This window comes from Marinomonas alcarazii (genome assembly GCF_003208215.1).
Classification (GTDB): domain Bacteria; phylum Pseudomonadota; class Gammaproteobacteria; order Pseudomonadales; family Marinomonadaceae; genus Marinomonas; species Marinomonas alcarazii.
The window spans coordinates 64,689-90,100 of the sequence record NZ_QKLW01000002.1 but is presented as its reverse complement, the minus strand read 5'-3'; the positions used below and the strand labels follow the sequence as shown (position 1 = coordinate 90,100).

General features: G+C 42.8%; 29 protein-coding genes. 17 read left to right on the top strand and 12 right to left on the bottom strand.

Annotation, left to right across the window (positions count from 1 at the left end; translation table 11 throughout):
- The first annotated feature begins 1 nt into the window (after position 1).
- Both DFP75_RS05300 and DFP75_RS05295 read left to right on the top strand, forming a co-directional pair.
- Positions 2-3,820: a YhdP family protein gene (locus DFP75_RS05300; RefSeq protein WP_110573017.1), complete on the top strand. Its 3,819-nt coding sequence runs from the start codon at positions 2-4 to the stop codon at positions 3,818-3,820.
- Positions 3,810-4,649 (top strand): carbon-nitrogen hydrolase family protein, encoded by an 840-nt coding sequence (locus tag DFP75_RS05295; protein ID WP_110573015.1) that lies wholly within the window; start codon positions 3,810-3,812, stop codon positions 4,647-4,649. The genes DFP75_RS05300 and DFP75_RS05295 overlap by 11 nt, the downstream gene beginning before the upstream one ends.
- Before the next feature lie 72 nt (positions 4,650-4,721).
- On the opposite strand, the gene yjgA is transcribed toward DFP75_RS05295, so the two are convergent.
- From yjgA to DFP75_RS05250, 9 genes are all read right to left on the bottom strand, one after another.
- The gene (yjgA, locus tag DFP75_RS05290) at positions 4,722-5,258 is read right to left on the bottom strand and encodes a ribosome biogenesis factor YjgA (RefSeq protein ID WP_110573013.1); all 537 of its coding nucleotides are present in this window, start codon (positions 5,256-5,258) and stop codon (positions 4,722-4,724) included.
- Positions 5,259-5,264: 6 nt separating this feature from the next.
- Positions 5,265-6,617: a magnesium transporter gene (gene mgtE, locus DFP75_RS05285; protein ID WP_110573011.1), complete on the bottom strand. Its 1,353-nt coding sequence runs from the start codon at positions 6,615-6,617 to the stop codon at positions 5,265-5,267.
- A gap of 8 nt (positions 6,618-6,625) precedes the next feature.
- A complete protein-coding gene (locus DFP75_RS05280; protein WP_110573009.1) occupies positions 6,626-6,895 on the bottom strand; it encodes an HPr family phosphocarrier protein in 270 nt (89 codons plus the stop codon).
- Positions 6,896-6,904: 9 nt separating this feature from the next.
- The gene (gene ptsN / locus DFP75_RS05275; RefSeq protein ID WP_110573007.1) at positions 6,905-7,354 is read right to left on the bottom strand and encodes a PTS IIA-like nitrogen regulatory protein PtsN; all 450 of its coding nucleotides are present in this window, start codon (positions 7,352-7,354) and stop codon (positions 6,905-6,907) included.
- A 17-nt stretch (positions 7,355-7,371) separates the two neighbouring features.
- On the bottom strand, positions 7,372-8,841 hold the full coding sequence (locus DFP75_RS05270; RefSeq protein ID WP_110573005.1) for an RNA polymerase factor sigma-54: 1,470 nt from the start codon (positions 8,839-8,841) through the stop codon (positions 7,372-7,374).
- Between the two features lie 75 nt (positions 8,842-8,916).
- On the bottom strand, positions 8,917-9,642 hold the full coding sequence (lptB, locus tag DFP75_RS05265; protein ID WP_110573003.1) for an LPS export ABC transporter ATP-binding protein: 726 nt from the start codon (positions 9,640-9,642) through the stop codon (positions 8,917-8,919).
- Between the two features lie 3 nt (positions 9,643-9,645).
- Entirely contained in the window at positions 9,646-10,152 is a 507-nt protein-coding gene (gene lptA, locus DFP75_RS05260; protein ID WP_110573001.1) for a lipopolysaccharide transport periplasmic protein LptA, read from the bottom strand.
- Positions 10,136-10,711, bottom strand: coding sequence for an LPS export ABC transporter periplasmic protein LptC (gene lptC / locus DFP75_RS05255; protein ID WP_110572999.1), 576 nt, complete (start codon positions 10,709-10,711; stop codon positions 10,136-10,138). The genes lptA and lptC overlap by 17 nt, the downstream gene beginning before the upstream one ends.
- A 2-nt stretch (positions 10,712-10,713) precedes the next feature.
- Positions 10,714-11,676: a calcium/sodium antiporter gene (locus DFP75_RS05250; RefSeq protein WP_110572997.1), complete on the bottom strand. Its 963-nt coding sequence runs from the start codon at positions 11,674-11,676 to the stop codon at positions 10,714-10,716.
- A gap of 171 nt (positions 11,677-11,847) precedes the next feature.
- On the opposite strand from DFP75_RS05250, the gene DFP75_RS05245 reads away from it, so the two are divergent.
- From DFP75_RS05245 to DFP75_RS05205, 9 genes are all read left to right on the top strand, one after another.
- Positions 11,848-12,645, top strand: coding sequence for an ABC transporter ATP-binding protein (locus DFP75_RS05245; RefSeq protein WP_110572995.1), 798 nt, complete (start codon positions 11,848-11,850; stop codon positions 12,643-12,645).
- Positions 12,642-13,424, top strand: coding sequence for a lipid asymmetry maintenance ABC transporter permease subunit MlaE (gene mlaE / locus DFP75_RS05240; protein WP_110572993.1), 783 nt, complete (start codon positions 12,642-12,644; stop codon positions 13,422-13,424). Before DFP75_RS05245 ends, mlaE begins: the two co-directional genes overlap by 4 nt.
- 1 nt (position 13,425) lies before the next feature.
- Complete coding sequence (gene mlaD, locus DFP75_RS05235) at positions 13,426-13,887, top strand: outer membrane lipid asymmetry maintenance protein MlaD (protein ID WP_110572991.1); 462 nt, start codon at positions 13,426-13,428, stop codon at positions 13,885-13,887.
- A gap of 4 nt (positions 13,888-13,891) precedes the next feature.
- The gene (locus tag DFP75_RS05230) at positions 13,892-14,509 is read left to right on the top strand and encodes an MlaC/ttg2D family ABC transporter substrate-binding protein (RefSeq protein WP_110572989.1); all 618 of its coding nucleotides are present in this window, start codon (positions 13,892-13,894) and stop codon (positions 14,507-14,509) included.
- Between the two features lie 201 nt (positions 14,510-14,710).
- Positions 14,711-14,947: a BolA family protein gene (locus tag DFP75_RS05225; RefSeq protein WP_110572987.1), complete on the top strand. Its 237-nt coding sequence runs from the start codon at positions 14,711-14,713 to the stop codon at positions 14,945-14,947.
- A 26-nt stretch (positions 14,948-14,973) separates the two neighbouring features.
- The gene (murA, locus tag DFP75_RS05220; protein ID WP_110572985.1) at positions 14,974-16,236 is read left to right on the top strand and encodes a UDP-N-acetylglucosamine 1-carboxyvinyltransferase; all 1,263 of its coding nucleotides are present in this window, start codon (positions 14,974-14,976) and stop codon (positions 16,234-16,236) included.
- Between the two features lies 1 nt (position 16,237).
- Complete coding sequence (gene hisG, locus DFP75_RS05215) at positions 16,238-16,882, top strand: ATP phosphoribosyltransferase (RefSeq protein WP_110572982.1); 645 nt, start codon at positions 16,238-16,240, stop codon at positions 16,880-16,882.
- On the top strand, positions 16,883-18,202 hold the full coding sequence (gene hisD / locus DFP75_RS05210) for a histidinol dehydrogenase (RefSeq protein ID WP_110572980.1): 1,320 nt from the start codon (positions 16,883-16,885) through the stop codon (positions 18,200-18,202).
- Positions 18,195-18,743: an SRPBCC family protein gene (locus tag DFP75_RS05205; RefSeq protein WP_245926984.1), complete on the top strand. Its 549-nt coding sequence runs from the start codon at positions 18,195-18,197 to the stop codon at positions 18,741-18,743. Before hisD ends, DFP75_RS05205 begins: the two co-directional genes overlap by 8 nt.
- A gap of 1 nt (position 18,744) precedes the next feature.
- On the opposite strand, the gene DFP75_RS05200 is transcribed toward DFP75_RS05205, so the two are convergent.
- Positions 18,745-19,797 carry a S1C family serine protease gene (locus tag DFP75_RS05200; RefSeq protein WP_110572976.1) on the bottom strand — a complete coding sequence of 351 codons (1,053 nt, stop codon included), beginning with the start codon at positions 19,795-19,797 and terminating at the stop codon, positions 18,745-18,747.
- A gap of 17 nt (positions 19,798-19,814) precedes the next feature.
- On the opposite strand from DFP75_RS05200, the gene DFP75_RS05195 reads away from it, so the two are divergent.
- Positions 19,815-20,576, top strand: coding sequence for a Nif3-like dinuclear metal center hexameric protein (locus tag DFP75_RS05195; RefSeq protein ID WP_110572974.1), 762 nt, complete (start codon positions 19,815-19,817; stop codon positions 20,574-20,576).
- Positions 20,577-20,622: 46 nt separating this feature from the next.
- Here DFP75_RS05195 and DFP75_RS05190 read toward each other — a convergent pair whose 3' ends face one another.
- Positions 20,623-21,078: a ZapG family protein gene (locus DFP75_RS05190; RefSeq protein WP_110572972.1), complete on the bottom strand. Its 456-nt coding sequence runs from the start codon at positions 21,076-21,078 to the stop codon at positions 20,623-20,625.
- A gap of 130 nt (positions 21,079-21,208) precedes the next feature.
- Between DFP75_RS05190 and zapE the strand changes: the two genes are divergently transcribed.
- The 5 genes from zapE (at position 21,209) to DFP75_RS05165 (ending at position 24,729) form a co-directional block, all read left to right on the top strand.
- Positions 21,209-22,309: a cell division protein ZapE gene (gene zapE / locus DFP75_RS05185; RefSeq protein ID WP_110572971.1), complete on the top strand. Its 1,101-nt coding sequence runs from the start codon at positions 21,209-21,211 to the stop codon at positions 22,307-22,309.
- A 152-nt stretch (positions 22,310-22,461) separates the two neighbouring features.
- Complete coding sequence (gene rplM / locus DFP75_RS05180; protein WP_012070101.1) at positions 22,462-22,890, top strand: 50S ribosomal protein L13; 429 nt, start codon at positions 22,462-22,464, stop codon at positions 22,888-22,890.
- Positions 22,891-22,904: 14 nt separating this feature from the next.
- Entirely contained in the window at positions 22,905-23,297 is a 393-nt protein-coding gene (rpsI, locus tag DFP75_RS05175; RefSeq protein ID WP_036159384.1) for a 30S ribosomal protein S9, read from the top strand.
- 325 nt (positions 23,298-23,622) lie between these two features.
- On the top strand, positions 23,623-24,255 hold the full coding sequence (locus DFP75_RS05170; protein WP_110572968.1) for a glutathione S-transferase N-terminal domain-containing protein: 633 nt from the start codon (positions 23,623-23,625) through the stop codon (positions 24,253-24,255).
- A 93-nt stretch (positions 24,256-24,348) separates the two neighbouring features.
- Positions 24,349-24,729, top strand: a complete 381-nt coding sequence (locus DFP75_RS05165; RefSeq protein WP_110572966.1) for a ClpXP protease specificity-enhancing factor — start codon at positions 24,349-24,351, stop codon at positions 24,727-24,729.
- An 88-nt stretch (positions 24,730-24,817) separates the two neighbouring features.
- Here the strand turns inward: DFP75_RS05165 and DFP75_RS05160 are convergent, their stop codons facing one another.
- The gene (locus tag DFP75_RS05160; RefSeq protein WP_110572964.1) at positions 24,818-25,411 is read right to left on the bottom strand and encodes an SIS domain-containing protein; all 594 of its coding nucleotides are present in this window, start codon (positions 25,409-25,411) and stop codon (positions 24,818-24,820) included.
- Between the last annotated feature and the right edge of the window lies 1 nt (position 25,412).

The following is a 25,412-nucleotide window of genomic DNA, read 5'->3' as shown; positions in this document are numbered from 1 at the left end:
GATGCGTTGGGTATTGCGTAAGCTGATCCTTTTTTCTTTTTGGGCGGCTGTTGTTTTAACAGCACTGCTGGCTATCTTTGCGGTCAGTGTTGGGCAACTGCTTCCTTATATGGATCGCTATCGCCCACAAATCGAGAATAATTTACAGCAAATCATTGGCTACCCAGTGACGCTGGAAAGGATTGATGGCGGTTTAGAAGGCGTTGATCCAACTGTATCAATTAGCGGCTTTAATATTTTGGCTAACGGAAAGGCCTCTGTTCGTGTTGATGAAATGCGGATTCGCTTAGATACCGTTAAATCTCTACTTAGTTTAAGCCCTCAGTTTACCTATATTCGATTTGTCCGCCCCTATGTGCAGATGCAGGAAAATAAGGGTGTTTGGCATCTGGCTGGGGCTACTTCGCGTAATGTTCGCAATGATGTGGGTGTTGAGCGTGCGTTAGATTACTTGTCTGCTCAGAAAAACTTTTCTATTTATGATGGTCAAATAGACATTAACAGTGAGCAATTGGGTGAGCATAAAGTTCGCTTCCCACATTTGTACCTTTTCCAGAAATCATTTGAGTCTTTGCTGACATCAAAGATCTTTTTAGATGATTATCAGTCGCCATTCGTACTTAATGCTCGTATTGCGCAAACGCGCGGTTTGCTGGGTGATTATCGAGTAAAAGCGTCGCTTGTGGCCCCTAAGATATCTTTGCCTATTGATAGTGTATTAGCGAATAATGCCTATTCTATTGCGTCCGCCGATTTTGCTGGTGAGCTTTGGCTAGACGCTGTTGTCGGTAAGGAATACGAAGTTCGTGCAGAGTCTACGAACGTCAACATTGGTTTTGAGGATGGGCGGAATTTTGATGCGACTTCCTCTGTAAAACTTCACTATTCACAGCGGCAGCCAGCGATTCGTCTCGATCTAAAGGATTTGGTAATAAGTGATAGCAGTGATGTTAGTTATCCTGCTATTGATGCTGTATTTGATTGGTCGTCTTTAACGGACCGTTCGACAGTCCGCTTTAACCAAGCTGATTTGGGCTTGGGTCATGAAATATTAGCGCATTTTTTGCCAAAAGATTCTAACGCATTCAGTATTTTGAACGGCTTACACCCATTGGGTGTTGCTAAGAATGGTAGCGTTCAGGTGTGGCGAGAAGACGGTGAGTTGTCATTTGAGTTTTTAAGTAATCTGCAAGCCGCATCCGTTAATGCCTACAATGGCATTCCTCAGGCCGATAAAATTAATGCTGTTTTTAGTTTGTCTGAAGACAGTGGCTATATCGATTTTCGGGGTAATGACAGCAAGCTGTGGTTTGATACGGTGTACGAATCGCCTTGGCAGGTTGATAAAGTTTTGGGCTACGTGAGCTGGCAAAAACAACAAGATATATTTTTAGTGAGCGGTCGTGATTTGTTGGTGCAACGCCGTGGTGCTGATGTTAATGGCGGCTTTCGTTTAGAAGTTAGAAGTGATGAACCTGATTGGCTTGCTTTAGATTTGCATGGTCAAAATTTATCTGTTGCAGATCGACTGGATTATATTCCGCCTAAAGTGCTTGATGAAGCGGTTATGTCTTGGATTCAGAAGGCATTTCCTAATTCTGGTGAAATCACGGATGTTGATGTATTGGTGCAGAGCGAGTTGTCAGACGGTGCTAAGCCTCACGTAAGAATGCAAATGGGGCTAAATGATACGGATGTGGCGTTTGATGAAAACTGGCCTACAGCGACGGATGTCAAAGGCAATTTTTCATATGATGCGACAGGTATCAGTGTTCATGTGGACTCAGCTAAGTTAGCAGATTTGCCCGTAAGTAATCTTTTGGTGACAGTGCCGATCATAAATGAGAAAGCAGATTGGCTGAATATTTCGGGTGCTGTTGATGAAGAGGCCCCCTTAGTTATTTCTACGTTGCAATCAACGCCGTTGGCCGACTCTGTTTTGTCACCTTTTGCTAACTGGCAATTGGAGGGGCGAGTAAAGGGTAAATTTGATGTTGCTGTGCCATTTGTTCCAGATACGGAGCCCAAAGTTCAGCTAGCGCTTGATTTTAAAAATAACCCATTGAGAATTAATGACCTTGATTTAGCTGGCTATGTTCAAGAAGGAAGACTGAATTATAGTTCTAGTGAAGGCATAACGGATTCCGCTTTTGATATTCAAGCATTGGGAGGAAAGTCACACCTTACACTTTCATCTAAGGCTACAGGAGAGGCTGGTGGGCTGGCTGTGATTGGTGATTTTTCAGGTGAAGTGGATATTAAAGACGTTCTTAAATGGCGTGATGTTAGTGATTTGGCAATCAATAGAGCGTCTGGTCTGACTGGTTACGCAGGAAAGTTGTTGGTTAATCAGTCTCAAATGGGGCAGGTCGATTTTACCATTGATAGTGAGCTGGTAGGGGTGAAAATAGATCTGCCAGAACCAATAGGAAAGGAATCGGATGAAACAAAACCGCTGCAAGTCAAAGTGAGGCAGCATGAATCTGATCTTGTTATTGATGCGAGTTATGACAGCCTTGCAAAGGCGAGAATGCTGCTTCAACGCAATGAGTTTATTGGCGGTGAGTTGATTGTTAGTACGGTTCAAGGGGAAGAATTCAGTTCAACAATACCGAATGGCTTGGTGATTAGTGGAAACTTGAAGCAGCTTCTTGTGCCTGAGTGGCAGTCTGTAATGGCGGATTTTTCAGGCGGAAGTACTCAAACTGATGCGGACGATATTCCTGCATTACCCGCTTGGTTGAGTCGAGTTGATCTTATAGTCGATAGAGTGGTGGTTAATCCAAATAACACTTGGCATAACTTTAAGGTGGCTTATAACGCCTCGACTAATAAGCCCCTTTTTGTGAATTCGGATGAAATGAATTTTGCTTTCATAAAGAAAGATGGTGTGATCAATCTCAATTTTGGTTTCTTGAGCTGGAATTCAGATCCTTCAGAGGAAGCCGGCAGTAGTAAAGAAGCGCCTTTTTCTGCTAGGCAAATTCCAAATATGAAATTGTCTGTGGATCAGCTTTATTTTAATGAAAAGCCTTACGGCGATTGGCAGCTTAATATTACCAGAGAGGGTGATGTTCTAAGGGTTGACCCTATTTCATCTAAATTAAAGACAGGTCATTTTACAGGGTCTTTATTCTGGCAAGATAGAGGGGAGTCTTCTAGTGTTGAGCTGGTTGTGGCTGCTGACGGTGCGGATCTGGCTGAATTGACGCAAAAGTTTTCCAATAAGCCGATTGTTACCTCTAAAAAGTACAAAATTGACGTGGGTTTAAGTTGGAAAGGACACCCATTTTATTTTGATCGAGAGTCGGTTTCTGGGCGGATTGCTTTTTCTTCATCGAATGGTAATTTCAGTCAAGTAGATGAGTTACCGCCATTTTTGAAGGTGCTGGGGATCTTTAATGTTGGGGCGTTGAGTCGACGTTTGTTGTTGGATTTTTCTGATGTTTATGAACCAGGCTTAACTTACGACGACTTTAACGGTGTTCTTTCTCTTTCTAATGGTATTTTGAAAACAATCTCCCCAATCACCATCAAGTCCCCAACCGCTGAGCTTGTTGTTGCTGGTGAAGCTGATATCGTAAATGAAAAATTGAATGAAAGGCTAACGGCCACTTTTCCTATATCAGGAACGCTGCCTTTGGCCGGGTTGATATGGGGAACTCCTCAGTTGGCGGGTCTGCTATTTATCACTGATAAGCTAATCGGGGATCAGTTATCTAAGGTAACGAGTGTGCAGTATAAAGTTGAAGGTTCCTTTAACGATCCTGTTATAACCCCTGTTCGATATCAACCAGTGGGTAAATCCAATGACAAATAGATTGCGTGTCGCGGCTATTCAACTTACCAGCACGAAAGATTGGCGAAGTAATCTGGAAGAAGTCAAACGTATGGTCGTTTCTGCTGCTCAGCAAGAAGGAGCGCGCCTTATTGTTTTGCCGGAAAATGTGTTTTTGTTTGATGGTAAAAATATGCGACCTTTGGCGGAGTCTGAGGATCAAGCGATTATTTTTGCTGAGATCGCGACGCTCGCCAAGCGTTACTCTGTTTATATCGTGATCGGCTCTCACCCTTCTCATATTCGGTTTGATGGCCAATTAGTGCCGAATGGGCGGGTAAGGCAGTCTTGTTGGGTGATTGGTCCTGATGGCGCCATACTTGAACGCTATGACAAAATTCATCTGTTTGACGTTGCTGTGGATGATAAAGCAGCCTCTTATAAGGAGTCTGATTTTATAGAGGCGGGTGAGTTGTCATTAAAAGTGGTGGATGTGGATGGCTTTAAAGTGGGTTTAAGCATTTGCTATGACCTGAGGTTTCCTGAGTTATATCGACAACTTGTTAATATGGGGGCTGAAATTTTATTGGTGCCTGCCGCCTTTACTTATGTGACAGGTAAAGCTCACTGGCGTACCTTGTTGTCCGCCCGTGCTATTGAAAATCAATGTTATGTCTTAGGCGTTGGCCAATGTGGTTGGCATAATTCAATCAGGCAAACTTATGGTAATAGTGTTTTGTATTCTCCTTTTGGAGAATGCTTGGCGGATTTGCAAGAAGAGCCGGGGTATTTTATCTTTGAGGTAGAAAAGCAAAGACTGGATCAATGTCGGCAAAAAATGCCTTGTTTATCCCATCGTAGATTTCAGTAAAAAGCCCTGGTCAGTTTTTTCTGAGTCAGGGCTTTTGTCGAAGTAAATCGCAGTAGATTTTACTTTTCTGTATTAGTCTTTTAAGCCTAAACGTTTCTCTTCGGCTTCACGCAAAAAACGGAATAATTTCTTACGGTTTGTTGTGTTTGATCCTTGAGACACTTCTTTTTGGGAGAGTCGGATAAGTTGTCTAAGCAGCTGAATGTCTTCGATCTGAGGGTTTTCATCTAGGTATTGGGACAATACTTCTTTGCTGTTTTCGCCAATTAGTGCATCACGCTTAATTTCAAGCTGATGAAAAAGCTTGTTGTACGCAGCCGATGTTGAATCAAACATAGCCACTCGATTAGCAATGGCCTCATGGTCTTCTGTGCGCATGATCTTGCCGATGTATTGAAGGTGTCTTCTCATGGCTTCGTGTTGTTTTATGCGTCCAGCTTCAACGAAGGCTTCGCGTAAAGTGTCCGACATTTCAACTTTCTTAAGCTGGTTTTTGCTTAAGCCGAGCATTTTTTTACCAAGATCTTGCAAGGCTTCCATTTCACGCTTGATCTGGGTTTTACTTTTAGGAATGTCTTCTTCGTTTTCAAATTGATCAAAGTCTGTCATGGGAACCTATATTAAAAAAATAGTAGCGAGACCTAGGAAGGAAAGGAATCCAATTACGTCGGTCACAGTAGTCAAAATTACGCTGCCAGCAAGGGCAGGGTCGATGCCAATCTTTTTTAAGAAAATTGGCAGAAGTGTACCAGTGGTTGCTGCAAATAGCAGGTTTATTATAGTGGCGCCTGCAATGATATAGGCAATCTTTATGTTGTCAAACCAAAGAGCGGTGAGTGCGGCAATAACGGTTGCCCACAATATGCCATTAAGAAGTCCGACAACAAGTTCTCTATTTAAAAGCCAGCGTGTATTGGTTGCGCCAATCTGGTTCAGTGCGATGCCTCGAATTACCAGTGTCAGTACCTGTGAGCCAGCGATACCGCCCATACTGGCAACAATAGGCATTAATATTGCCAATGCAACCACTTGATCGAGTGTGTTTTGAAATAGTCCAATCACATAAGAGGCGATAAAGGCTGTAATAAGGTTTATGCCAAGCCAAACTGCACGTCGTTTGGTGGTTTTCATAATTGGGGAGAAGGTGTCTTCGTCGTCATCGAGACCTGCCATGCTTAGCATGGAGTGTTCAGCTTCGTCACGAATAACATCGACAACGTCATCGATAGTGATACGACCTAGTAATTTTCTGTTTTCACCATCAATAACGGGAGCGGAGACAAGGTCCATTTTTTCAAATAACTGCGCAACTTCACTTGCAGGTGTCTCTGCATTGATCACAGTAAACTCGGTTTCCATAATGTCACGCACGGTGGCATTAGGGTTGGAAACCAGCAATTTAGTAAGGGGGAGTACACCGAGAAGTTTATCTGAGCGACTGACGACTAATAAACTGTCAGTCATGTCTGGAATCTTTGCGTGCCTGCGAAGATAGCGAAAAACAATGTCCACATTGATATTTGGACGAATTGTTATCGTATCCGTATTCATTAAGCCGCCAGCAGAGTCTTCTGAGTAGCTTAATAGGTCTTCAACTCTTTTTCTGTCTTGCGCCGTCATCGACGCAAGCACTTCTTTCACGATCTTTTCTGGCAGGTGCTGTAATAAGTCGGCTAAGTCATCACTTTCAAAGTGTTCTGATACGGCGATAAGGCGTTCTGTATTCATGTTTTTCATGAATTGAACGCCAATATCTTCAGTCAGATACTGTAATACTTCGCCTTCGTTTTTGTCTTCGATGAGTTCCCATAAAAGCTTACGCTCTTTTGGCGGAGACGATTCTAATAGTCGAGCAACATCTTGTGCAGGTAGGGCACCATTAAGTAGGTAGCGAATTTGCATTGTGGCACCGGTCTCAAGGGACTCGGTTACCGTTTGCAAATGATTAAGGGTGTTTTGCTCCGACATGATGCTCTTTACTCATCTTCACCGAAACGATTGTTGATTAATTCAACGATCGCGTTAATGGCTTCTTGCTCATCTTCACCATTCGCTTTGATTTTGATTTCGGTGCCTTTTCCTGCAGCAAGCATCATCATTGCCATGATGCTTTTTCCATCCACATTACGCCCATCTTTTTCGATGGTGATATCACAAGAAAAGCGTGTGGTTGTTTCTATGAGTTTGCCTGCTGCACGGGCATGCAAGCCAAGTTTGTTTATAATAACAATAGACTCTTCCAGCATGCTTTATACCTATATTAATGAGTTGAAAATACTGAATAGCTCTTCGTTGCTTTGAGCAGTACGCAGCTTGTCCAATGATTCTGGAGACTGTGCTAATTCTGCAATTTGAGCCAGTGTTGATAGATGTTGGTCACATTCATGTGGCGGAACAATTAACGCAAATATAAGATCGACAGCTTGTTTGTCTATAGAGTCAAAATCGATAGGCGTCTGTAGTGACATTACCACTACAGCAGTGTGATTTGCGGACTCTAGTCGACAATGCGGAATGGCTATTCCATTGCCTATACCAGTACTTCCAAGTTTTTCTCGACCTAGCAGTGCATCATAGACGGCTTCGTTATCACAGTGAAGTCGGTTTGACGCTACTTCCGCGAGGTTTTCTAATACGCGTTTCTTGCTAATTATATCTTGTTTTGCGAGAACGAGGTCTGCTTTTAATAATGATTTCAAGGACATGATAAAATGCTTTCCGTTTAGATCAGTCGTTTGCGTTCATTGGAAGGAGGGATGTTCATCGCCTCACGGTATTTGGCTACAGTCCGTCGAGCAACTTGTATGCCTTGATCTGCCAAAATGGCAGCTAACTTATTATCACTCAAAGGTTTTTTAGCAGGTTCGTCAGCAACGAGTTTTTTGATCATGGCCCTAATTGCTGTCGAAGAGCACTCACCACCAGAGGCTGTATTAACATGGCTCGAAAAGAAATATTTTAATTCAAATATCCCTTTTGGTGTATGCATGTATTTTTGAGTGGTTACCCTGGAAATGGTTGACTCATGCATGCCTACTTCTTCAGCTACGTCATGAAGCACCATTGGTTTCATGGCTTCTTCACCAAGCTCAAAAAAATCGATTTGTCTGCTGACAATGCAACTGGCTACTTTTAGTAACGTCTCATTTCGGCTTTGTAAACTTTTCATGAACCATTTAGCTTCTTGTAGTGAGTTTTTGATGTAAGAAGCATCTTCGGATGTGGCAGCGGTGCTGGCCATGGCAGAATAGGTTTCATTGATTTTTATTGGCGGAAGAGCGTCGTTGTTTAATTCAACTTGCCAAACGTCATTACGTTTTTTGACTGACACGTCAGGAATAACGTAATCGGTATCATCGGCATCAATAACCGAGCCTGGGCGCGGGTTTAGTTGTTGAATTAAGCTAATGACTTCTTTTAGCGCTTCGTCTTTTAATTTTGTTTTGCGGCTTAGTTGCGCAAAATCTCTATTGCCCAATAGGGGTAAATAATGGTCAATAAGGTTATAGGTGCTTTTGTATAGAGGGTGAGTCTGGAAAGCTTCTAATTGCACCAATAGACAATCACGTAAATCAATAGAGCAGACGCCGACTGGGTCGAAGCGCTGCAGTCTATGTTGAACCGCAATGACTTCTTCCATTTCTAGGTCTTCAAGTTCAATGCTTAGTGATTCGCAGATGTCGTCAGGTGTAATGCTTAAGTATCCATCAGGCTGGACACATTCAATGATGGCATAGGCAATCTCAAGGTCTCGATCAGACATGTGAGTAAGGTTTAGTTGCCAGATAAGATGGTCTTGAATGCTTTCAGCAGGTGCGTTACGGCTTTCAAAATCGCTATCGCCTTCAAAGCTAAGGTTGTCACTGACTGCTGCGGAACTTTGGTAAGTATCATCCCAATTGCTGTCTATGGATAGCTCTTCTGGAATGCTTTCTGTCCATTCGGACTCTAGGCGTGCTTCTTCACCGTTATCTAGAGGTGTTTCCGTTGCACTTTTTGACTCTATGCTAGCAGGTAACTCATTATGAGTTTGCTCGTCATCATCAAGCTCAAGCAGTGGGTTCGACTCTAGGAACTCATGAATCTCTTGCTTCAAATCCAACGTAGAAAGCTGCAGTAAGCGTATAGCTTGCTGCAGTTGTGGGGTCATGGTTAGCTGTTGACCTAGCTTTAATTGTAAAGACTGCTTCATGGAGCAACTCTTTTTGTTTGAGTGAATTGGAACGAGTTGTGCATACTACTCCCTTTCTACAGCAATGATAAGGGGTTATAGGCGGAAGTCGTCGCCTAAATAGACCTTTTTTACTTGTTCATTGTTGATGACTGTACTGGCATCGCCTGATGCGATGATATAACCATTACCAACAATGTAAGCTTTATCGCAGATGTCGAGGGTTTCTCTGACGTTATGATCGGTAATTAGGACACCGATTCCACTTTCTTGGAGGTGTTTAATTATTTGTTTTATGTCACCAACGGAAATTGGGTCTACTCCAGCAAATGGCTCATCAAGCAGAATGAATTTTGGATTCATTGCAACCGCTCTTGCTATTTCTACCCGGCGTCTTTCACCCCCTGATAATGCCATTCCTAAGTTGGTGCGAATATGGGTGATATGGAACTCTTCTAAGAGCTCTTCTAATCTTTCATGTTGTTGTGCTTTAGTGAGATTTTTGCGTGTTTCTAAAATCGCTAAAATATTGTCTTCTACAGACATTTTTCTAAAAATAGATGCCTCTTGAGGAAGATAGCCAACACCTTTTTGGGCGCGAGTGTGCATGGCGTCATGGGTGATGTCTATGCCGTCAATAAATATGCCGCCAGCGTCATTGGCGACCATACCAACTATCATATAGAAACAGGTGGTTTTTCCTGCTCCGTTTGGTCCTAATAAACCAACGGCTTGGCCTGATTCAACGGAAATTGAGACGTCTTTTACTACTTTGCGTTTTTTATAGCTTTTTGCAAGGTGTTTTGCTTCTAGTAAGGCCATCTATTATTTTGCCTCAGTAGTTTGTGGCTGTAAGGTCATATTGACGCGACCAGAATCTTTTTTCTCTGCGCTAAAGGTGCCATCTTGGATCATGTATAGAATGTAATCAGCGGAGATAGAATTCTGCATACGGCTTAGGTATCCATCTCCAGTGATTTCAAGTTTGGATTCGTCGGTTTGGTAGTGGATTTCATTCCCTCTACTGATAACTATGTTGCCATTCCAATCTATTTGTTGACTGAATTTTGCTGGCGACCCTGTGGCTTCTAGGCTGTTAAATCTGCGGGTGCTTGGGTCTGTTGTGACTTTTAAATACTGTGCTTGGATTTCTATGGAGCCTTGTTTTACAAAGACGTTGCCTTTATAGATGGCTTCGCCTGAATTCTGGTCGAAAGAGGCTTCATCAGCTTGAATTTCTAATGGCTTGTTAAGGTCATCTGGTAAAGCGTAAGTGTATTGTCCAATAAGGGCAGAAGTGAGCAACATGCTGGCGTTAATGAGTTGTTTCATAGTTTCCTCGTACAGATCCTGTCATCACGACTTCTTCTGAGTTTATAAAGGTTGTAATCTTATTCGCGGAGGTTTTTCCTTGGGTTGATATCAAGGTAGCAGCTCCGTAGCTGGTCAATGATTTGTCTTTGTCTACGTAGTGCATGTTGTCCGAGCTAAGCTGGATGTCTTCAGACTGCTGATATTTTTTCGTTGCTCTTACGTTGTCTGTTAATAGAATATCATTACTTCCGTCTTCAATAACCCCTTTATCTGCTTTTCCATGCCATTGTCCCGATTCTGAATATCGGGCAACACTAGGCTGTTCGAGCAAGGTTTTCTCTTTAAGGTCATAGTGAGAGGTTTGTTTGGCGTTCAGTGTTTCGATTAGCCCTCCATTTTCATCAAACTCTTTTACCTGCACATCGGTGATGAAATAATCGGGCGAGCCACGAAGTGCATCGCTTTCGACTAAGTTTCTTGATGGCTTTGTGCTGTACCAGCTAATCGAAGCAATAACCACAGTTACTACAGCTAATAGTAGAATGTTTCTGGTTTTAAGTGTCTTTGCTAAATTCATTGTTATGGCGCGCCATTTGTACTGATTGCAAATATATATATGCCATATGATGCAATGAAAGGCAGGCCTATCCATCTAGGGATTGCATTGCTCTTAGATTTTTTGAATATAAAGATGGCAATAGCAAGTGCGACCGTTAATCCTAGTACCCAAGGGAAATCACGCTGCACGACGCTTGGGTCGATTATGCCGGGGGCAATCAGTGCTGGTAAAGGTAATACGGTGGCAAGGTTAAATACGTTTGAGCCTAGTACGTTGCCTATGGCGATATCATGATGTCCTTTTCTCACACTACTAACAGAAGCTGCTAACTCAGGAAGGCTGGTTCCAACTGCAACGATAGTTAGGCCGATAACTAGCTCGCTCACTCCCAAAGCAGTCGCTATGCCAATGGCGCCCCAAACTAGAAGTTTAGAGCTACCTATGAGTACAATCAGTCCAATTAACGCAATGATTAAGGATTTTAATGTTGATGAGCCATCATCTGCGGGAAGCTCTTCTTTTAGTTCGCTTTCCAGATCTTTGTTACCGCGTAATAGGATTATCAGCACGGCGACAAATGCAATGATGAGTATTACACCATCCCATAACCCTAGTGCTTGGTCATAGAGTAAAAAACCAGTCAGTACTGTGATGGCTAACACCAGAGGTACTTCTTTCGTCGAAAGCCCTTTTGCGATAGGGATGGCAGAGAATAATAAAGTGACACCCAACACTAGAGCGATGTTGGCAATGTTGGAGCCTAAAACATTACCGATTGCTATTTCAGGTGCATTATCCAGTGCGGCGATAGCAGAAACCACCATTTCAGGAGCAGAAGTACCAAACGCCACCAGTGTGATACCAATGACCATAGGGCTTACATTAAGCTTTTCAGCCACCAATGCGGCATGCTCAATGAATTTGTCAGAGCTAATGACGAGTAGAATTAGTCCAGCGATGAGAGCAACGGAAAATAGCAGCATAATGGGTAGTAAGACTCATTGAAATTAGAAGGCACCATTTAATGAGGTTTAGCAACTAAATTCAAGGCTTGATCTTGCAAACAAAGTAGTTTTGCCTTTGCCACGATTCTAATTGTTGGGGGGCAGTGATAGTATCAATCCATATTTAGGAAGGATGGTAAGGGTGTACTAGTGACTGATGCTTATATTGAAGTCCGAAATGTGAGTTTTTCGAGGGGGGATAGGGTTATTTACGAAAACGTTTCCCTGACCATTCCTCGCGGGAAGATTACTGCTGTCATGGGGCCAAGCGGGACAGGTAAAACAACGTTGTTACGCCTTATTGCTGCTCAGTTAGCACCAGACTCCGGTGAGTTGTTGGTGGACGGTAAAAACATCCACGCTTTGTCTAGGTCGAACCTGTATAAGGCGAGGAAAAAAATGGGCATGCTTTTTCAGAGTGGTGCTTTGTTCAGTGATATGAGTGTAGCTGAAAATATCGCTTTTCCTATGGAGGAGCACACCAAGCTTGATGCAGAAACCATCTCTAAAAGAGTTTTGGATAAGCTATACAGTGTCGGTTTGCGTGGCGCAGCGAAATTAATGCCTTCTGAACTTTCTGGTGGTATGGCTCGACGCGTGGCATTGGCTAGGGCGATTGCGTTGGACCCTGAATTAGTCATGTATGACGAGCCATTTACAGGCCAAGATCCTATTTCAAAAGGCGTTCTGGTTAAATTAATACGCCAGTTAAATGATACGGCGAACATCACTTCAGTGCTTGTGTCTCATGATGTTGAAGAGTCTCTTTCAATTGCGGATCATGTGTGCATTTTAGCGGGCGGTCGAGTTATCGCTGAAGGCTCTGCCGATGAGATAAGGGCATCAGATAATGCTGAGGTTCAACAGTTTTTAAACGGTGAGCCAGATGGGCCAGTGCCATTTCATTATCCAGAAAACCGCGCTGATGCTGGTAAGGGTGTTTTATGAAGATGATTGCAGAGCTTGGAGCCGCATTACTGAACTGGCTAGAGTCAGTAGGACGTGCAGGTATTTTCTTGGTGCAGAGTATCGTGAGGTTGCCAGTTAGACCGAAAGAGTCTTTAAATCTGCTGGTCAAACAGTTGTATTCTGTGGGTGTTTTATCTCTTGTTATTGTCGTTGTTTCTGGTGCTTTTATAGGGATGGTGTTGGCGCTACAGGGTTATAGCATACTGGCAAAATTTGGCTCAGAAGAAGCGGTTGGTCAGTTGTTGGCACTGGCTCTGCTACGAGAATTGGGGCCTGTGGTAACGGCTCTATTGTTCGCTGGCCGTGCCGGATCATCGTTAACTGCTGAAATCGGCTTGATGAAAGCAACGGAGCAGTTGTCTAGCTTTGAAATGATGGGCGTTGATCCGCTTCGTCGAGTGATTGCGCCTAGATTTATTGCAGGTGTCATTTGTTTGCCCTTGTTGAGTTTGATATTTTCAGCGACTGGGATTATCGGGGGGCTTGTGGTTTCCGTTAATTGGTTGGGCGTCCATGATGGCGCTTTTTGGTCCTTGATGCAGCAGTCAGTCTATTTTGATACTGATATTCTTAACGGCTTTATTAAAGCGGTCTTTTTCTCTGTTGCTGTTACTTGGATTGCTGTCTATCAAGGATATGAGTGTGTACCAACCTCTGAGGGGATTGGTAAAGCAACTACTCGCACTGTTGTTTTAGGTTCATTGGCTATTTTGGCGTTGGACTTTGTATTAACTGCCGCCATGTTTGGAGATTTTTAAGATGAGAAGTAAGCGTATTGAATTGGCTGTAGGGGCCTTTATTGTTGTTGGTATTATGGCCTTTGTTTACCTAGCCGTTCAGGTCAGTGGATTGGCGTTTTCCGATAAAAAAGACACATATCAGATAGTGGCAAGGTTTGATGATATTGGTGGGTTAAGTAATCGAGCTAAAGTGACGATTGCTGGTGTTAATGTCGGTAGTGTTGAATCCATTACCTTTGATAAGGATTTATACATGGGGCTAGTTACCATGAACATAGATTCGGATGTTGATAATATCCCCACGGATAGCTCTGTTGCTATTTTGACCAGTGGCTTGTTGGGTGAAAAGTATTTAGGGATATCAATCGGTGCAGAGGATGAAATGCTGAAAGATGGTGGCGAGATATTTGATACGCAGTCAGCTCTCGTTTTGGAAACCTTAATTAGTCAATTTTTATTCAAAGCAGGTGATTCGGAGTAATATTATGACTAGATTTTTCTCAGGTGTGTTTTTATTTCTTTCCCTAGTCGGTGCAAATTTCGCGTGGTCTAACGTGGATGATGCTAGAAACACTGTGGTTAATGTTGTTGAGGCGTTTCGAACTAATATTGTTGCTGATAAGGCTGTTTTAGCGAAAGATCCTGCGCTACTTGAGCAGCGAGTTAATGATATTTTGAAGGATGTGGTTGATTTTGATGACTTCTCTAAAAAGGTAATGGGTAAGTATTACCGTAGAGCTTCCCCAGAACAAAGAATTCGTTTCGCCAATGTCACCAAGGATACCTTGCTCAAAACTTATGGCGCATCTCTTTTAGAGCTGGATGCGGACCGAATTAACGTTCTGCCTTTAGGGCCTCAAGGTCGCGGTAACGAAACCAAAGTGGATGTCAATTTTCAAATGGAAGCGGGTGGTGTTCTAAATATTTCTTTTTATATGGAGCAGGCAGAGCAAGGTAATTGGATGTTGAGTAACGTCGTTATTAATAACATTAACTTTGGTCTGACTTTTCGCAAGCAGTTCGGTGTGATGATGCAGCAAAATAGAAACGATATTGAGTCTGCTATTTCGGCATGGAAAGAGTCGTTAGCTAAAAAGTCATAATTTTTACGGCAACAGAACACCTTAAAAATCCGAATTCACTCTGTGGGTTCGGATTTTTTTGTCTGCCCAATTGTCAGCCTAGATTAAAATGTTAGAAAACAGCTAGTTTTTTATTCAGAGTTGGGCTTTGAGGTGTTAAGTAGTTGGCTGTACTAATGTAGAATAAAGGCAATTATGTATATTTAATCTATTGGAGCGACTGTGAACGCAGGTGAAGTTAAAGCACTTTTAGAATCCTCTATCCCTAATTGCGAAGTAATCGCTGAAGGGGAAGGATGCAATTTTCAAGTAGTAGTAGTAACAAGCGAATTTGAAGGATTATCGACTGTTAAAAGACAGCAGCTTGTCTACTCTCATCTTCAGGAAGCTATTTCCAGTGGCGCCATTCATGCCGTTACGATGAAAACCTACACGCCAGAACAAATAAATAAGCTGTAATTAAGCGATTATAAGAGATTAAAAATATGGATAAGCTTCTGATTACCGGTGGTGCTCGGCTTAATGGCGTTGTTCGTGCGTCTGGCGCGAAAAATGCTGCACTGCCAATTCTTGCAGCCACTTTGTTAACAAAAGAATTAATTACGATTAAAAACCTTCCTCATTTGCACGATATTACCACCATGTTGGAATTGTTAGGTTCCATGGGCTGTGGTGTCGTGGTTGATGAAAAGATGAGTGTTCAGCTTGACGTTTCAACACTTAATAATTGCGAAGCACCTTATGAGCTGGTGAAAACCATGCGCGCTTCTATTTTGGTCCTTGGTCCGTTGGTAAGCCATTTTGGTAAGGCGATTGTATCTCTGCCTGGTGGCTGTGCTATCGGTAGTCGACCAGTTGATTTGCACCTACGTGGTTTAGAAGCGATGGGCGCAACTATTAGTGTAGAAGGCGGTGACATTATTGCTAGTGTTGACGGTCGCCTTAAAGGTGCGCGCATTTTCTTTGATAAAGTGACTGTAACAGGAACGGAAAATCTACTCATGGCTGCGACGTTAGCGGATGGGCAGACTATTTTAGAAAACGCTGCACGTGAGCCGGAAGTGGTGGATTTGGCTGAATGCCTCATTGCAATGGGGGCCAAAATTACGGGTCATGGTACCGATACAATCGTTGTGGATGGTGTTGAAGCTCTACATGGCACTAGCTACCCAGTAATGCCAGACCGTATTGAGACTGGTACTTTCTTAGTCGCTGCTGCCATTACTGGTGGTAAAGTGAAAGTGATTGATACCGATGTTAAATCACTGGAAGCGGTACTCGCTAAATTAGAAGAAGCGGGCGCGAAAGTGACGTGCGGAGAGGATTGGATTGAGGTAGATATGGAAGGCCGTCGACCTCAGGCTGTTAATATTAGTACAGCCCCTTACCCAGCTTTCCCTACCGACATGCAGGCTCAGTTTGTTGCATTAAACTCTGTTGCTACCGGTGTTGGTCGAGTAATTGAGAATATTTTTGAAAATCGCTTTATGCACGTAGACGAAATGTTACGTATGGGTGCCGATATCGAAGTAAATGGTAATACGGCTATTGTGCGCGGTTGTGATCGCCTTAAAGGTGCGCCTGTCATGGCAACGGATTTACGTGCATCCGCAAGCTTGGTTCTGTCTGCGTTAGTTGCTGAGGGCGATACTAAAATTGATCGCATTTACCACATCGATCGCGGTTACGAGTGTATTGAAGAAAAATTCGGTGCATTGGGTGCGAAAATTTCACGGGTTCTAAATTGATATGAGTAAGACATTAACGATTGCGCTGTCGAAAGGGCGTATTCTCGGTGAAACCTTGCCGCTTTTAGAGAAGGCGAATATTGTTCCTGTTGAAGATATAAGCAAAAGTCGAAAGCTAATTTTTGATACCAATCACGAGCATATAAAGTTAGTTATCTTGCGTGCAACCGATGTGCCTACTTATGTTGATCACGGTGTGGCAGACTTTGGTGTGGCGGGCAAAGACGTATTAATGGAAGCCTCTACTAAAAACTTGTATGAGTTATTAGACCTTAAAATAGCGAAGTGTCGCTTGATGACAGCCGGTGTTGTTGGTCAAGCGTTACCAAACAGACGCTTAAAAGTGGCTTCTAAGTTTATTAAAACTGCGAAAGCGTACTTCGCTGAACAAGGTGTACAAGCGGATGTGGTCAAGCTGTATGGCGCGATGGAGCTGGCTCCAATTATGGGGCTTGCTGACCTTATCGTCGATATAGTGGATACGGGCAACACCTTAAAAGCGAATGGTCTAGAAGCGCGAGATTTGATTGCGCCTATTAGTACACGTTTGGTGGTCAATAAAGCCGCTTACAAGACTAAATACTCAGAAATTGAGCCTATTTTAGAAATGATAAGAAGTGCAGTTGAAGATAACGAGGGTAAGTAATTGAGTCTGAATATTCGAGAGTTTTCTTCTAGTGCTGAAGGGTTTCGTTCAGAGCTAGAATCTTTACTTGCATGGGATTCAGTGTCTGATGCTGGCGTTCAGCAAGCCGTAGCTAATATCGTTGAGCAAGTTCGTCTACAAGGTGACACTGCGCTTATCGAGTTTACCAATAAATTTGACCGTCGAAACGTTGCGTCCTCTTCTGAGCTGGAAATCACTCGTGACGAGTTGGCATTGGCGAAAGGCCGTGTGAGTGCGGAGTTAGTTGCTAGTTTGGAAGCAGCGGCTAAGCGAGTGCATAATTATCATGAGCGTCAGATACAGCCTTCTTGGCAGTATCAGGAAGACAACGGCACTGTTTTGGGTCAAAAAATAACGCCATTAGATCGAGTGGGTGTTTACGTTCCTGGTGGTAAAGCGGCGTATCCTTCATCTGTGTTGATGAACGTTATGCCTGCTAAAGTGGCAGGTGTTAGTGAAATCATCATGGTAGTTCCAACACCTGATGGGGTTGTTAATGACATCGTTTTAGCAGCGGCTTACATCGCGGGTGTTGATCGTGTCTTTACTATTGGTGGTGCTCAAGCCGTTGCGGCTCTGGCCTACGGAACAGAAAGTGTTCCTAAGGTCGATAAAATTGTTGGGCCAGGAAATATCTACGTAGCTACCGCTAAAAAGATGGTGTTTGGTGTGGTTGGTATCGATATGATTGCCGGCCCTTCTGAGATATTGGTTGTGTGTGATGGTAAAACCGATCCTGATTGGATTGCGATGGATTTATTTTCACAGGCTGAACATGATGAAGACGCTCAATCGATTTTGATTTCACCGGATTCTGCTTTCCTGAAAGCGGTGAAGAGCTCGATGGATAAGTTGCTTCAAACACAAAGTCGCAAAGATATTATTAAGGCATCATTGGAAGGCCGTGGCGCATTTATTCATGTTGAAAACATGGATGAGGCAATGGATATTGCTAATATCGTTGCTGCGGAGCATCTAGAGTTGTCTATGGATGAGCCTGAAAAGTGGGTTGAAAAAATTCGTCACGCAGGTGCTATTTTTATGGGGCGTCATACGCCAGAAGCGCTTGGTGATTATTGTGCTGGACCAAATCACGTTTTACCGACGTCAGGCACGGCACGTTTTTCATCGCCTTTAGGTGTATACGATTTCCAAAAACGCAGCTCCTTGATTTATTGTTCTCCTGAAGGGGCAAGTGAGTTGGCGAAAATTGCTTCGCCTTTGGCGCGTGGCGAATCTCTAGAGGCGCACGCTTTGTCTGCGGAATATCGTATTTTGCAGGATGAGAAGGGTGAGTAATTTGTCTCACCCGTCGGCTCTTTATGCGCTGCGAAAAGTAACGCGTATTTCCGCGTTGGTTATTTTGCTTTTGGTAGTTGTTGGCTTTTTCATGCCGACTGACTATCGAGTGGAGCGCAGCGTTGTGGTTAAAGCGTCACGGGATGCAATTTACCAACACATTCTGCAAGGGGACAGTTTACCAAATTGGATGTTTATTCAGGATGGTAAGGTGGATGACTTTGAAGGGGTTTTAGGAGAAGGGGACTCCGTTGCTTTAGTTTACAATGGCGAAACTGAGCAGGGTTTGCTGTCTGTTATTGAATCCTCATCATCCGTTATCCGTTTCGATGTTCGCCCTAAGCCTGGGGTTAATTTGGTTCGAAATCAGATCGAACTTCAGGATAATGGTAGTGAAACCTTGGTTACCTGGACAATAGAAGGTGACCTGAATGCTGGTTGGTTGAGTCCTTATCTTGCTTTTTTTGCTAACGATATTGCTGGGCGTAATTTCGAGCACAGTTTGCAAAACCTAAAAGAGCAAGTAGAGCTTATGCGTTAGTTCAATAGGTAATTCGCTGCATTGTGGGCTGTTTTTCTAGCATGATATTGGTTTGATAGGACTGCTGCCCACGAATACCACGCAAAGAAATATTTGTGCCAGGCTTTAGTGATGCAATTAAGTGTCTAATCTGAAATGGATCTTTGCTTGGGGTGTTATTGATTTCAAGGATAATGTCTCCAATTTCTATGCCCGCTTTGTCGGCTGGACTTTCTTTTGTAATATCACTCACTAGTAGCCCACTCTCTGACGGCAGTAATAGGTTTTCTGCTAGTGCTTTGGTGATTTTTTTCGCGTCCATTCCTAAGTAGCCTCTGATCACTTCACCGTGTTTGATTATGTCTGCCATAACCTCAAGTGCATCATCAACAGGTGTAGCAAATCCAATGCCTTGTGAGCCTCCCGTGCTTGAATAAATAGCCGAGCTAATGCCAATAAGCTCACCTTTTAAGTTGATGAGTGCGCCGCCTGAGTTGCCAGGGTTTATGGCTGCGTCTGTCTGTAAGAAGTTTTCATAAGTGTTAAGTCCTATGCTATTGCGGCCTTTGGCGCTGATTATCCCAGCTGTTACTGTTTGGCCTATGCCAAAAGGATTGCCAATAGCGAGAATTTGGTCGCCTACAAAGACATCATCACTTTTACCCATTTTAATACTTGGTAAATTGGGCAGGCCTATTTTTAAAACCGCTAAGTCGGTAGATGGATCTGAGCCAATAATTTTAGCTTCGACACGCCTGTCATCATGTAGGGCGACAACAATGCTATGGGCATTTTGGATGACGTGATGATTGGTTAGAATGAAACCATCTTTAGTCGCTATAACGCCAGAGCCTAAATTTATGCTGTGTTTCACTTCATTTGTATCGTTAAACGCTTTTGGTTCTGCAATTTGAGTGTAGATGTTTACAACGGAAGGAGTCGCAGCTTTTACAGGTGAAGAGTAGCTTGTAATAGGTGTTTTTTGTTTCTCTTGAATAAGTAAGACGGCTAGGCCTATACAAGTGCCGGTGAGAATAGAGATAATGGCCGAAACCCAGTAAGTTTTTTGATTCATAGATGTGAGAGGTTACTTTGCTACGCAGTGAATTTGAGTTATTGCTTAATGAAACATTAAGTCCAAGTCGTTTCAAAGATTATGCGCCCAATGGTTTGCAGGTGGAAGGAAAAAAAGAGATTAACCGTGTTGTGACAGGTGTTACAGCAAGTCAGGCGTTAATTGATGCTGCTATTGAGCTAAAGGCCGATGCAATCTTTGTTCATCATGGGTATTTTTGGAAAAACGAAGATCCTCGTATTGTAGGTATGAAGTATCGCCGTATCGCTGCATTAATAAAGCATGACATCAATTTGTATGGTTATCACTTGCCGTTGGATGCGCATCCAACTCTGGGCAATAATGCGGGCTTGGCTGATGCTATTGGTTTGTCTTGTCGATCTGCTCTACAGGCTGGGGTTCCCATCGAGGAGTCCATCGGTATTGTGGGTGAGTTAGAGGAAGCTATGTCACTTGATGCTTTTCAGCAACGAGTTGAATCAGCGGTCAGTCGAAGTGTGTTGTTTGAGCGTGTTAGTGATCAGCCTATACGTCGAGTGGCTTTGTGTACTGGAGGTGCGCAAGGTTATATAGAGCAGGCTGTGGCTATTGGGGCGGATGTTTTCATTACGGGTGAAGTGTCTGAGCAGACTATTCATATTGCTCGTGAGATGGGGATTCATTTTATTGCGGCCGGACACCATTCTACTGAACGCTTTGGAGCTAGATCAATGGCGGCTTATTTAGCGAATGAGTGTGGCTTGGATGCGACGTTTATTGATGTGGATAACCCTGCCTAAACTTGAAGTTAAGCACAAAAAAAGGGCTTTTAAAAAGCCCTTTTTTTTATATGGTGCGTTTTGGTTCTAGGTCTAAGTCACGGTTTCGATCATCAAGGCCAAAGCTTTCACTTAGCATACCTGGCTCTTTATCTTTTTTGAGCGCGTAATCTCTAGGTGGTTCTGTTATTTCAGAATCATCAGTGGTTACGGTAGTGCTAGCTTGGTGTTTTTCAATTTTAACATTACTTAATTGAGACGCATTGTTGGCAAGGACGTTTCTTAATTCTGCTAGGCGCTTCTCGGCAGCGTTAAGTTGTTCATTGCTGTCAGTGAAGAAGTTATCAATGATAACTTGTTTGCTGTCTAACTCCTGTTGTAGCGATTTAATAGTGATGATGCTTGAGTTAGAGGTTGCTTGTTTGTTTTGTCTTGTATTAAGGCTTTTAACAAAAAGCGTGGCAACACAGCCAATAATGATGCCCGTAATAAAGATGATGATGTTGAATTCTTCCAAGTTCATGACTTTCTCCAAAAAACAGATGATCTATTATAGCGAAATCACTTCTACGATAACAGCTTGATAGGTGTTGTTTAAGACGCAATTTGTTAGAATAATTGCAATTCACCTAATTGAGCGAATAAGAGCGGCGATGACACCCATTACACGTTACAAACAAGATTTGACCAGAGAAGACTTTCATTATGATCCAGCTCAAGAAGAAGCGGTAGAGGCTCTTCAAGATTTATTTGATCGTTTAGTCGCAAATCAGGCCAACAAGTCTTCCGATGGCTTTTTGGGAAGGCTTTTAAAGAAGAAAACATCTACTGTAGAACAAGGGCTCTATTTTTGGGGTGGCGTGGGTAGAGGCAAGACCTACCTAATGGATACGTTTTTTGATTGTTTGCCGACAGAGAAGAAAATGCGTTTGCATTTTCATCGCTTTATGCAAATGGTTCACCAAGAACTGCGTAAATTGAATGACGTTAAAAACCCTTTAGAGATAGTAGGTAAGCAGATATCTTCCAAAGCACAGGTTTTGTGCTTTGATGAGTTTTTTGTGACCGATATTACTGATGCCATGATTTTGGCAGGCTTGCTAGATGTGTTATTTAAAAATGGCACAACCTTAGTGGCGACTTCTAACATTGAACCAGATGGCTTATATAAGAATGGCTTACAACGAGCGCGCTTTTTGCCTGCTATTGATTTGGTTAAGCAGCACACCAAAGTGATGAACGTTGATGGTGGTGTTGACTACCGATTGCGTACTTTGAAGCAAGCTAAACTGTATCACTACCCTTTGAGTGAAGCGGCAGATAAGGAACTGAATGACCGATTTATGAGCCTTATTTCAGATGCTTCCCACATTGTTGAGGGAGGTAATGTCGAGATAGAGGGACGTGCAATTCCTTTGTTGAGAAGTTGTGAAGACCTTGCATGGTTTGACATTAAAGCCCTTTGTGATGGGCCAAGAAGTCAAATTGACTATATTGAAATCGCGCGCCTTTATACTACGGTGATTATCTCTAATTTGCCTCAGATGGATGCCGCTCGTGATGATTTGGCAAGACGCTTTATCAACTTGGTTGATGAGTTTTATGATCGTCATGTTAAGGTGATATTTTCGGCGGAGGTGGCGATTCCTGATATATACATTGGGACACGATTGGCCTTTGAGTACGATCGTACAGTAAGCCGATTGTTAGAGATGCAGTCTGAGGAATATTTGTCCTTAGAGCACCGCCCATAAGTGTCTTTCGACTTTCATAATCGCTAATTTTATTATATACTTCGCTCGCCTTTTTAAAGGTAAGTGTACGTTGATCGAAAGCTTTGCTTTCGGCCAACCAATAATAATAGGTATAGCGTGTCATTGAGCACGCATATTGATAGGGTTTTTTCATGAAAACTTTTACAGCTAAACCTGCTGAAGTACGCCGCGACTGGTTCGTGGTTGATGCTGAAGGCAAAACTCTAGGTCGCTTGGCTACTGAAATTGCTCGCCGTCTTCGCGGTAAGCATAAAGCGGAATATACTCCTCATGTTGACACTGGTGATTACATCGTTGTTATCAATGCTGAGAAAATTCACGTTACAGGTAACAAAGCAGCTGCTAAACAATACTACCGCCATACTGGTTACCCAGGCGGCTTGCGTTCTATGAATTTCGAGAAGTTGATTGATCACGCTCCTGAGCGCGTTCTTGAAATCGCCGTAAAAGGTATGTTGCCAAAAGGTCCTTTGGGCCGTGCAATGCACAAGAAAATGAAAGTGTACGCTGGTACTGAGCATCCACATGCTGCTCAACAGCCTCAAGCCCTTAACATTTAATACGGAAGATCATTATGTCAGCTACTCAATACTACGGTACAGGTCGTCGCAAAACGTCTACCGCTCGTGTTTTCCTTAAAGCGGGTTCTGGTAACTTAGTTATCAATAACCGTACTCTTTCTCAGTACTTTGGTCGTGAAACTGCTCAAATGGTTGTTCGTCAGCCTCTTGAACTTGTTGATGCAACTGAAAAATTTGACGTTTACATCACTGTTAAAGGTGGTGGTATCTCTGGTCAAGCTGGTGCGATCCGTCATGGTATCACACGTGCATTGATGCAATACGATGAGACTCTACGTCGTACTCTACGTTCTGCTGGATTCGTTACACGCGACTCTCGTGAAGTTGAACGTAAGAAAGTTGGTCTACGCAAAGCACGTCGTCGTCCTCAGTTCTCTAAGCGTTAATTTTCGCTTTGGAATTATTATCAAAACGCTTGGTGTATTCGCCAAGCGTTTTTTTTGTTTGAAATAAATACAGTGTTACTATCGTTCAGCATGATGATTTTTCTAAGAAAAATTGTTTCAAAAAATGTTAGAATAGCGGCTCTATAAAACAAAAGGTTTTCTTGGTGTTGCAAATCTCTTGTTTTCTGAAGCTGCGTGGTTATTAAACCGTAGAAATACTTTTAGCGTGACGAAGTTGGGTGATATTTTTGTGACTTCGTTTCCATATTATAGTTTGTCCTTTTCTTCGAAAAGGGCGTTGATGTTTTCAATATAGGGGTTAGACATGGGTGTTATTGCAAAGCGCTCCTCAATGACGTTCTTCTCAGATGGAGAAGATCATTACAGCCATAGAGTTCGTATTGTATTGGCTGAAAAAGCCGTCACAGTGGACATCATAGACGTAGACCCATTTAACAAGCCGGATGAACTGGCTGATGTTAATCCATACAATGAGCTTCCAGCATTGGTTGATCGTGATTTGGTTTTATACGAGCCAAATGTAATGATGGAGTATTTGGATGAGCGTTTCCCGCATCCGCCATTACTACCTGTCTACCCTGTTGCTCGTGCTGAAAGTCGCTTATTTATGTATCGTATTCAGCGTGACTGGGCAAAGTTAGTTGATTTGATTTTGACTAGTAAAGACAAAGAAGCGGTTGCTCAGGCTCAAAAAGAATTGCGCGAAGGTCTATTGAATGTTGCGCCAATCTTTGAAGAAAAGCCTTATTTTATGAGCGATGAGTTTACTATTGTTGATTGCTGCTTAGCTCCGATTTTATGGCGTTTGCCTGTATTGGGCGTAGAGATTCCTAAAGAACAGGCAAGAGCTCTGTATAAATATATGGACCTTGTTTTTGCTCGTGAATCTTTCCAAGAAAGCTTGTCCGAAGCTGAACAGGAAATGCGCTTAGACTAAGTTGAGAGACTTATTGAGCTTTGTTCAGTAACAAAAGAGGAGCTTCTTATAGCTCCTTTTTTTTACAAAGATTTATATGTAGTAGGAGTGAAAATGTTACCGAAACGATCTTATTTATTGAATGCAGCGTATTCTTGGGTTGCTGATAATGATATGACGCCTTATCTTTTGGTTGATGCTGAGCAAAAAGGCGTTGTTATTCCTACAGAGTTTGTTAAAGATGGCCAAATTGTACTTAACATCAGTATGAGTGCTGTACGTCATTTGATAATGGATAAAGAAGCTGTTTCTTTTGAAGCGCGATTTAGTGGTAAGCCAATGCAGGTTTATGTTCCTATATCGGCGGCCCTCGCTTTGTACGCCAAAGAAAATGGTGACGGTTTTGTCTTCCCAGACGAAGAATTTCTAGATGAGCCAACTCCACCGACACCACCAGAACCTAAAAAAGGTTTTCAGTTAAAAGTGGTTAAGTAAGAGATTTTTTTGCTACTTTAGTAATGCAAAAAACCGCTATTTATGTAGCGGTTTTTTGTGTCTGGAATTGAGTGCTGTTCTACAATTTTTAGTCTTCGTAGCCAAAAAGTTGTCGTTCAAGTAAGTCTATTAATATATGGATAACATTCAATTGGCACTCATGCACTCGTGCTGTGCCAAGTAGATTGATCTTTATTTCTGTATCGTCCTGAGACGTAAGAGATGACACATTTTTAGCTTCGGGGCTCGTCAAGGCGACTATTCCCATTTTGCGTTCATGTGCTGCCTGAATGGCTTGAATGATAGGGGAGGTGTTGCCGCGATTAGCAACAACGAACAGTATGTCTCCAGGATTACCTAAGGCGGTGATCTGTTTTGAGAACACGTCGTGGTAACTGTCGTTATGTGTTATGGCTAGTAAAGAAGCGCCTTCGCCACTTAGGCAAATAGCAGGCAGTCCAGGGCGTTCTCTATCCATGCGATCTAGCATCAAGGTACTGAAGTATTGTGATAGGTGAGAGCCCGTACCATTACCAATACAAATTACCTTGCCGCCCGAAGCAATGCTGGAAAAAATGACTTTAGCAGCGTGTTCAATGTAAGGGGGTAAACTTTCCAGAGCTTGTTGTTGTGCTTCAAAACTCTGGGCAAATTGTGTATAAATTGCTTCTTGAAAATCCATA

Coding starts and splice junctions, on each gene's coding strand:
- lptA (WP_110573001.1), bottom strand. CDS start 10,152: ATGAAACAACTCATTAACGCCAGCATGTTGCTCACTTCTGCCCTTATT.
- DFP75_RS05295 (WP_110573015.1), top strand. CDS start 3,810: ATGACAAATAGATTGCGTGTCGCGGCTATTCAACTTACCAGCACGAAA.
- DFP75_RS05250 (WP_110572997.1), bottom strand. CDS start 11,676: ATGCTGCTATTTTCCGTTGCTCTCATCGCTGGACTAATTCTACTCGTC.
- hisG (WP_110572982.1), top strand. CDS start 16,238: ATGAGTAAGACATTAACGATTGCGCTGTCGAAAGGGCGTATTCTCGGT.
- murA (WP_110572985.1), top strand. CDS start 14,974: ATGGATAAGCTTCTGATTACCGGTGGTGCTCGGCTTAATGGCGTTGTT.
- DFP75_RS05190 (WP_110572972.1), bottom strand. CDS start 21,078: ATGAACTTGGAAGAATTCAACATCATCATCTTTATTACGGGCATCATT.
- rplM (WP_012070101.1), top strand. CDS start 22,462: ATGAAAACTTTTACAGCTAAACCTGCTGAAGTACGCCGCGACTGGTTC.
- yjgA (WP_110573013.1), bottom strand. CDS start 5,258: ATGACAGACTTTGATCAATTTGAAAACGAAGAAGACATTCCTAAAAGT.
- DFP75_RS05230 (WP_110572989.1), top strand. CDS start 13,892: ATGACTAGATTTTTCTCAGGTGTGTTTTTATTTCTTTCCCTAGTCGGT.
- DFP75_RS05200 (WP_110572976.1), bottom strand. CDS start 19,797: ATGAATCAAAAAACTTACTGGGTTTCGGCCATTATCTCTATTCTCACC.
- DFP75_RS05280 (WP_110573009.1), bottom strand. CDS start 6,895: ATGCTGGAAGAGTCTATTGTTATTATAAACAAACTTGGCTTGCATGCC.
- lptC (WP_110572999.1), bottom strand. CDS start 10,711: ATGAATTTAGCAAAGACACTTAAAACCAGAAACATTCTACTATTAGCT.
- mgtE (WP_110573011.1), bottom strand. CDS start 6,617: ATGTCGGAGCAAAACACCCTTAATCATTTGCAAACGGTAACCGAGTCC.
- DFP75_RS05270 (WP_110573005.1), bottom strand. CDS start 8,841: ATGAAGCAGTCTTTACAATTAAAGCTAGGTCAACAGCTAACCATGACC.
- mlaD (WP_110572991.1), top strand. CDS start 13,426: ATGAGAAGTAAGCGTATTGAATTGGCTGTAGGGGCCTTTATTGTTGTT.
- ptsN (WP_110573007.1), bottom strand. CDS start 7,354: ATGTCCTTGAAATCATTATTAAAAGCAGACCTCGTTCTCGCAAAACAA.
- DFP75_RS05300 (WP_110573017.1), top strand. CDS start 2: ATGCGTTGGGTATTGCGTAAGCTGATCCTTTTTTCTTTTTGGGCGGCT.
- lptB (WP_110573003.1), bottom strand. CDS start 9,642: ATGGCCTTACTAGAAGCAAAACACCTTGCAAAAAGCTATAAAAAACGC.
- rpsI (WP_036159384.1), top strand. CDS start 22,905: ATGTCAGCTACTCAATACTACGGTACAGGTCGTCGCAAAACGTCTACC.
- DFP75_RS05165 (WP_110572966.1), top strand. CDS start 24,349: ATGTTACCGAAACGATCTTATTTATTGAATGCAGCGTATTCTTGGGTT.
- DFP75_RS05170 (WP_110572968.1), top strand. CDS start 23,623: ATGGGTGTTATTGCAAAGCGCTCCTCAATGACGTTCTTCTCAGATGGA.
- DFP75_RS05160 (WP_110572964.1), bottom strand. CDS start 25,411: ATGGATTTTCAAGAAGCAATTTATACACAATTTGCCCAGAGTTTTGAA.
- zapE (WP_110572971.1), top strand. CDS start 21,209: ATGACACCCATTACACGTTACAAACAAGATTTGACCAGAGAAGACTTT.
- mlaE (WP_110572993.1), top strand. CDS start 12,642: ATGAAGATGATTGCAGAGCTTGGAGCCGCATTACTGAACTGGCTAGAG.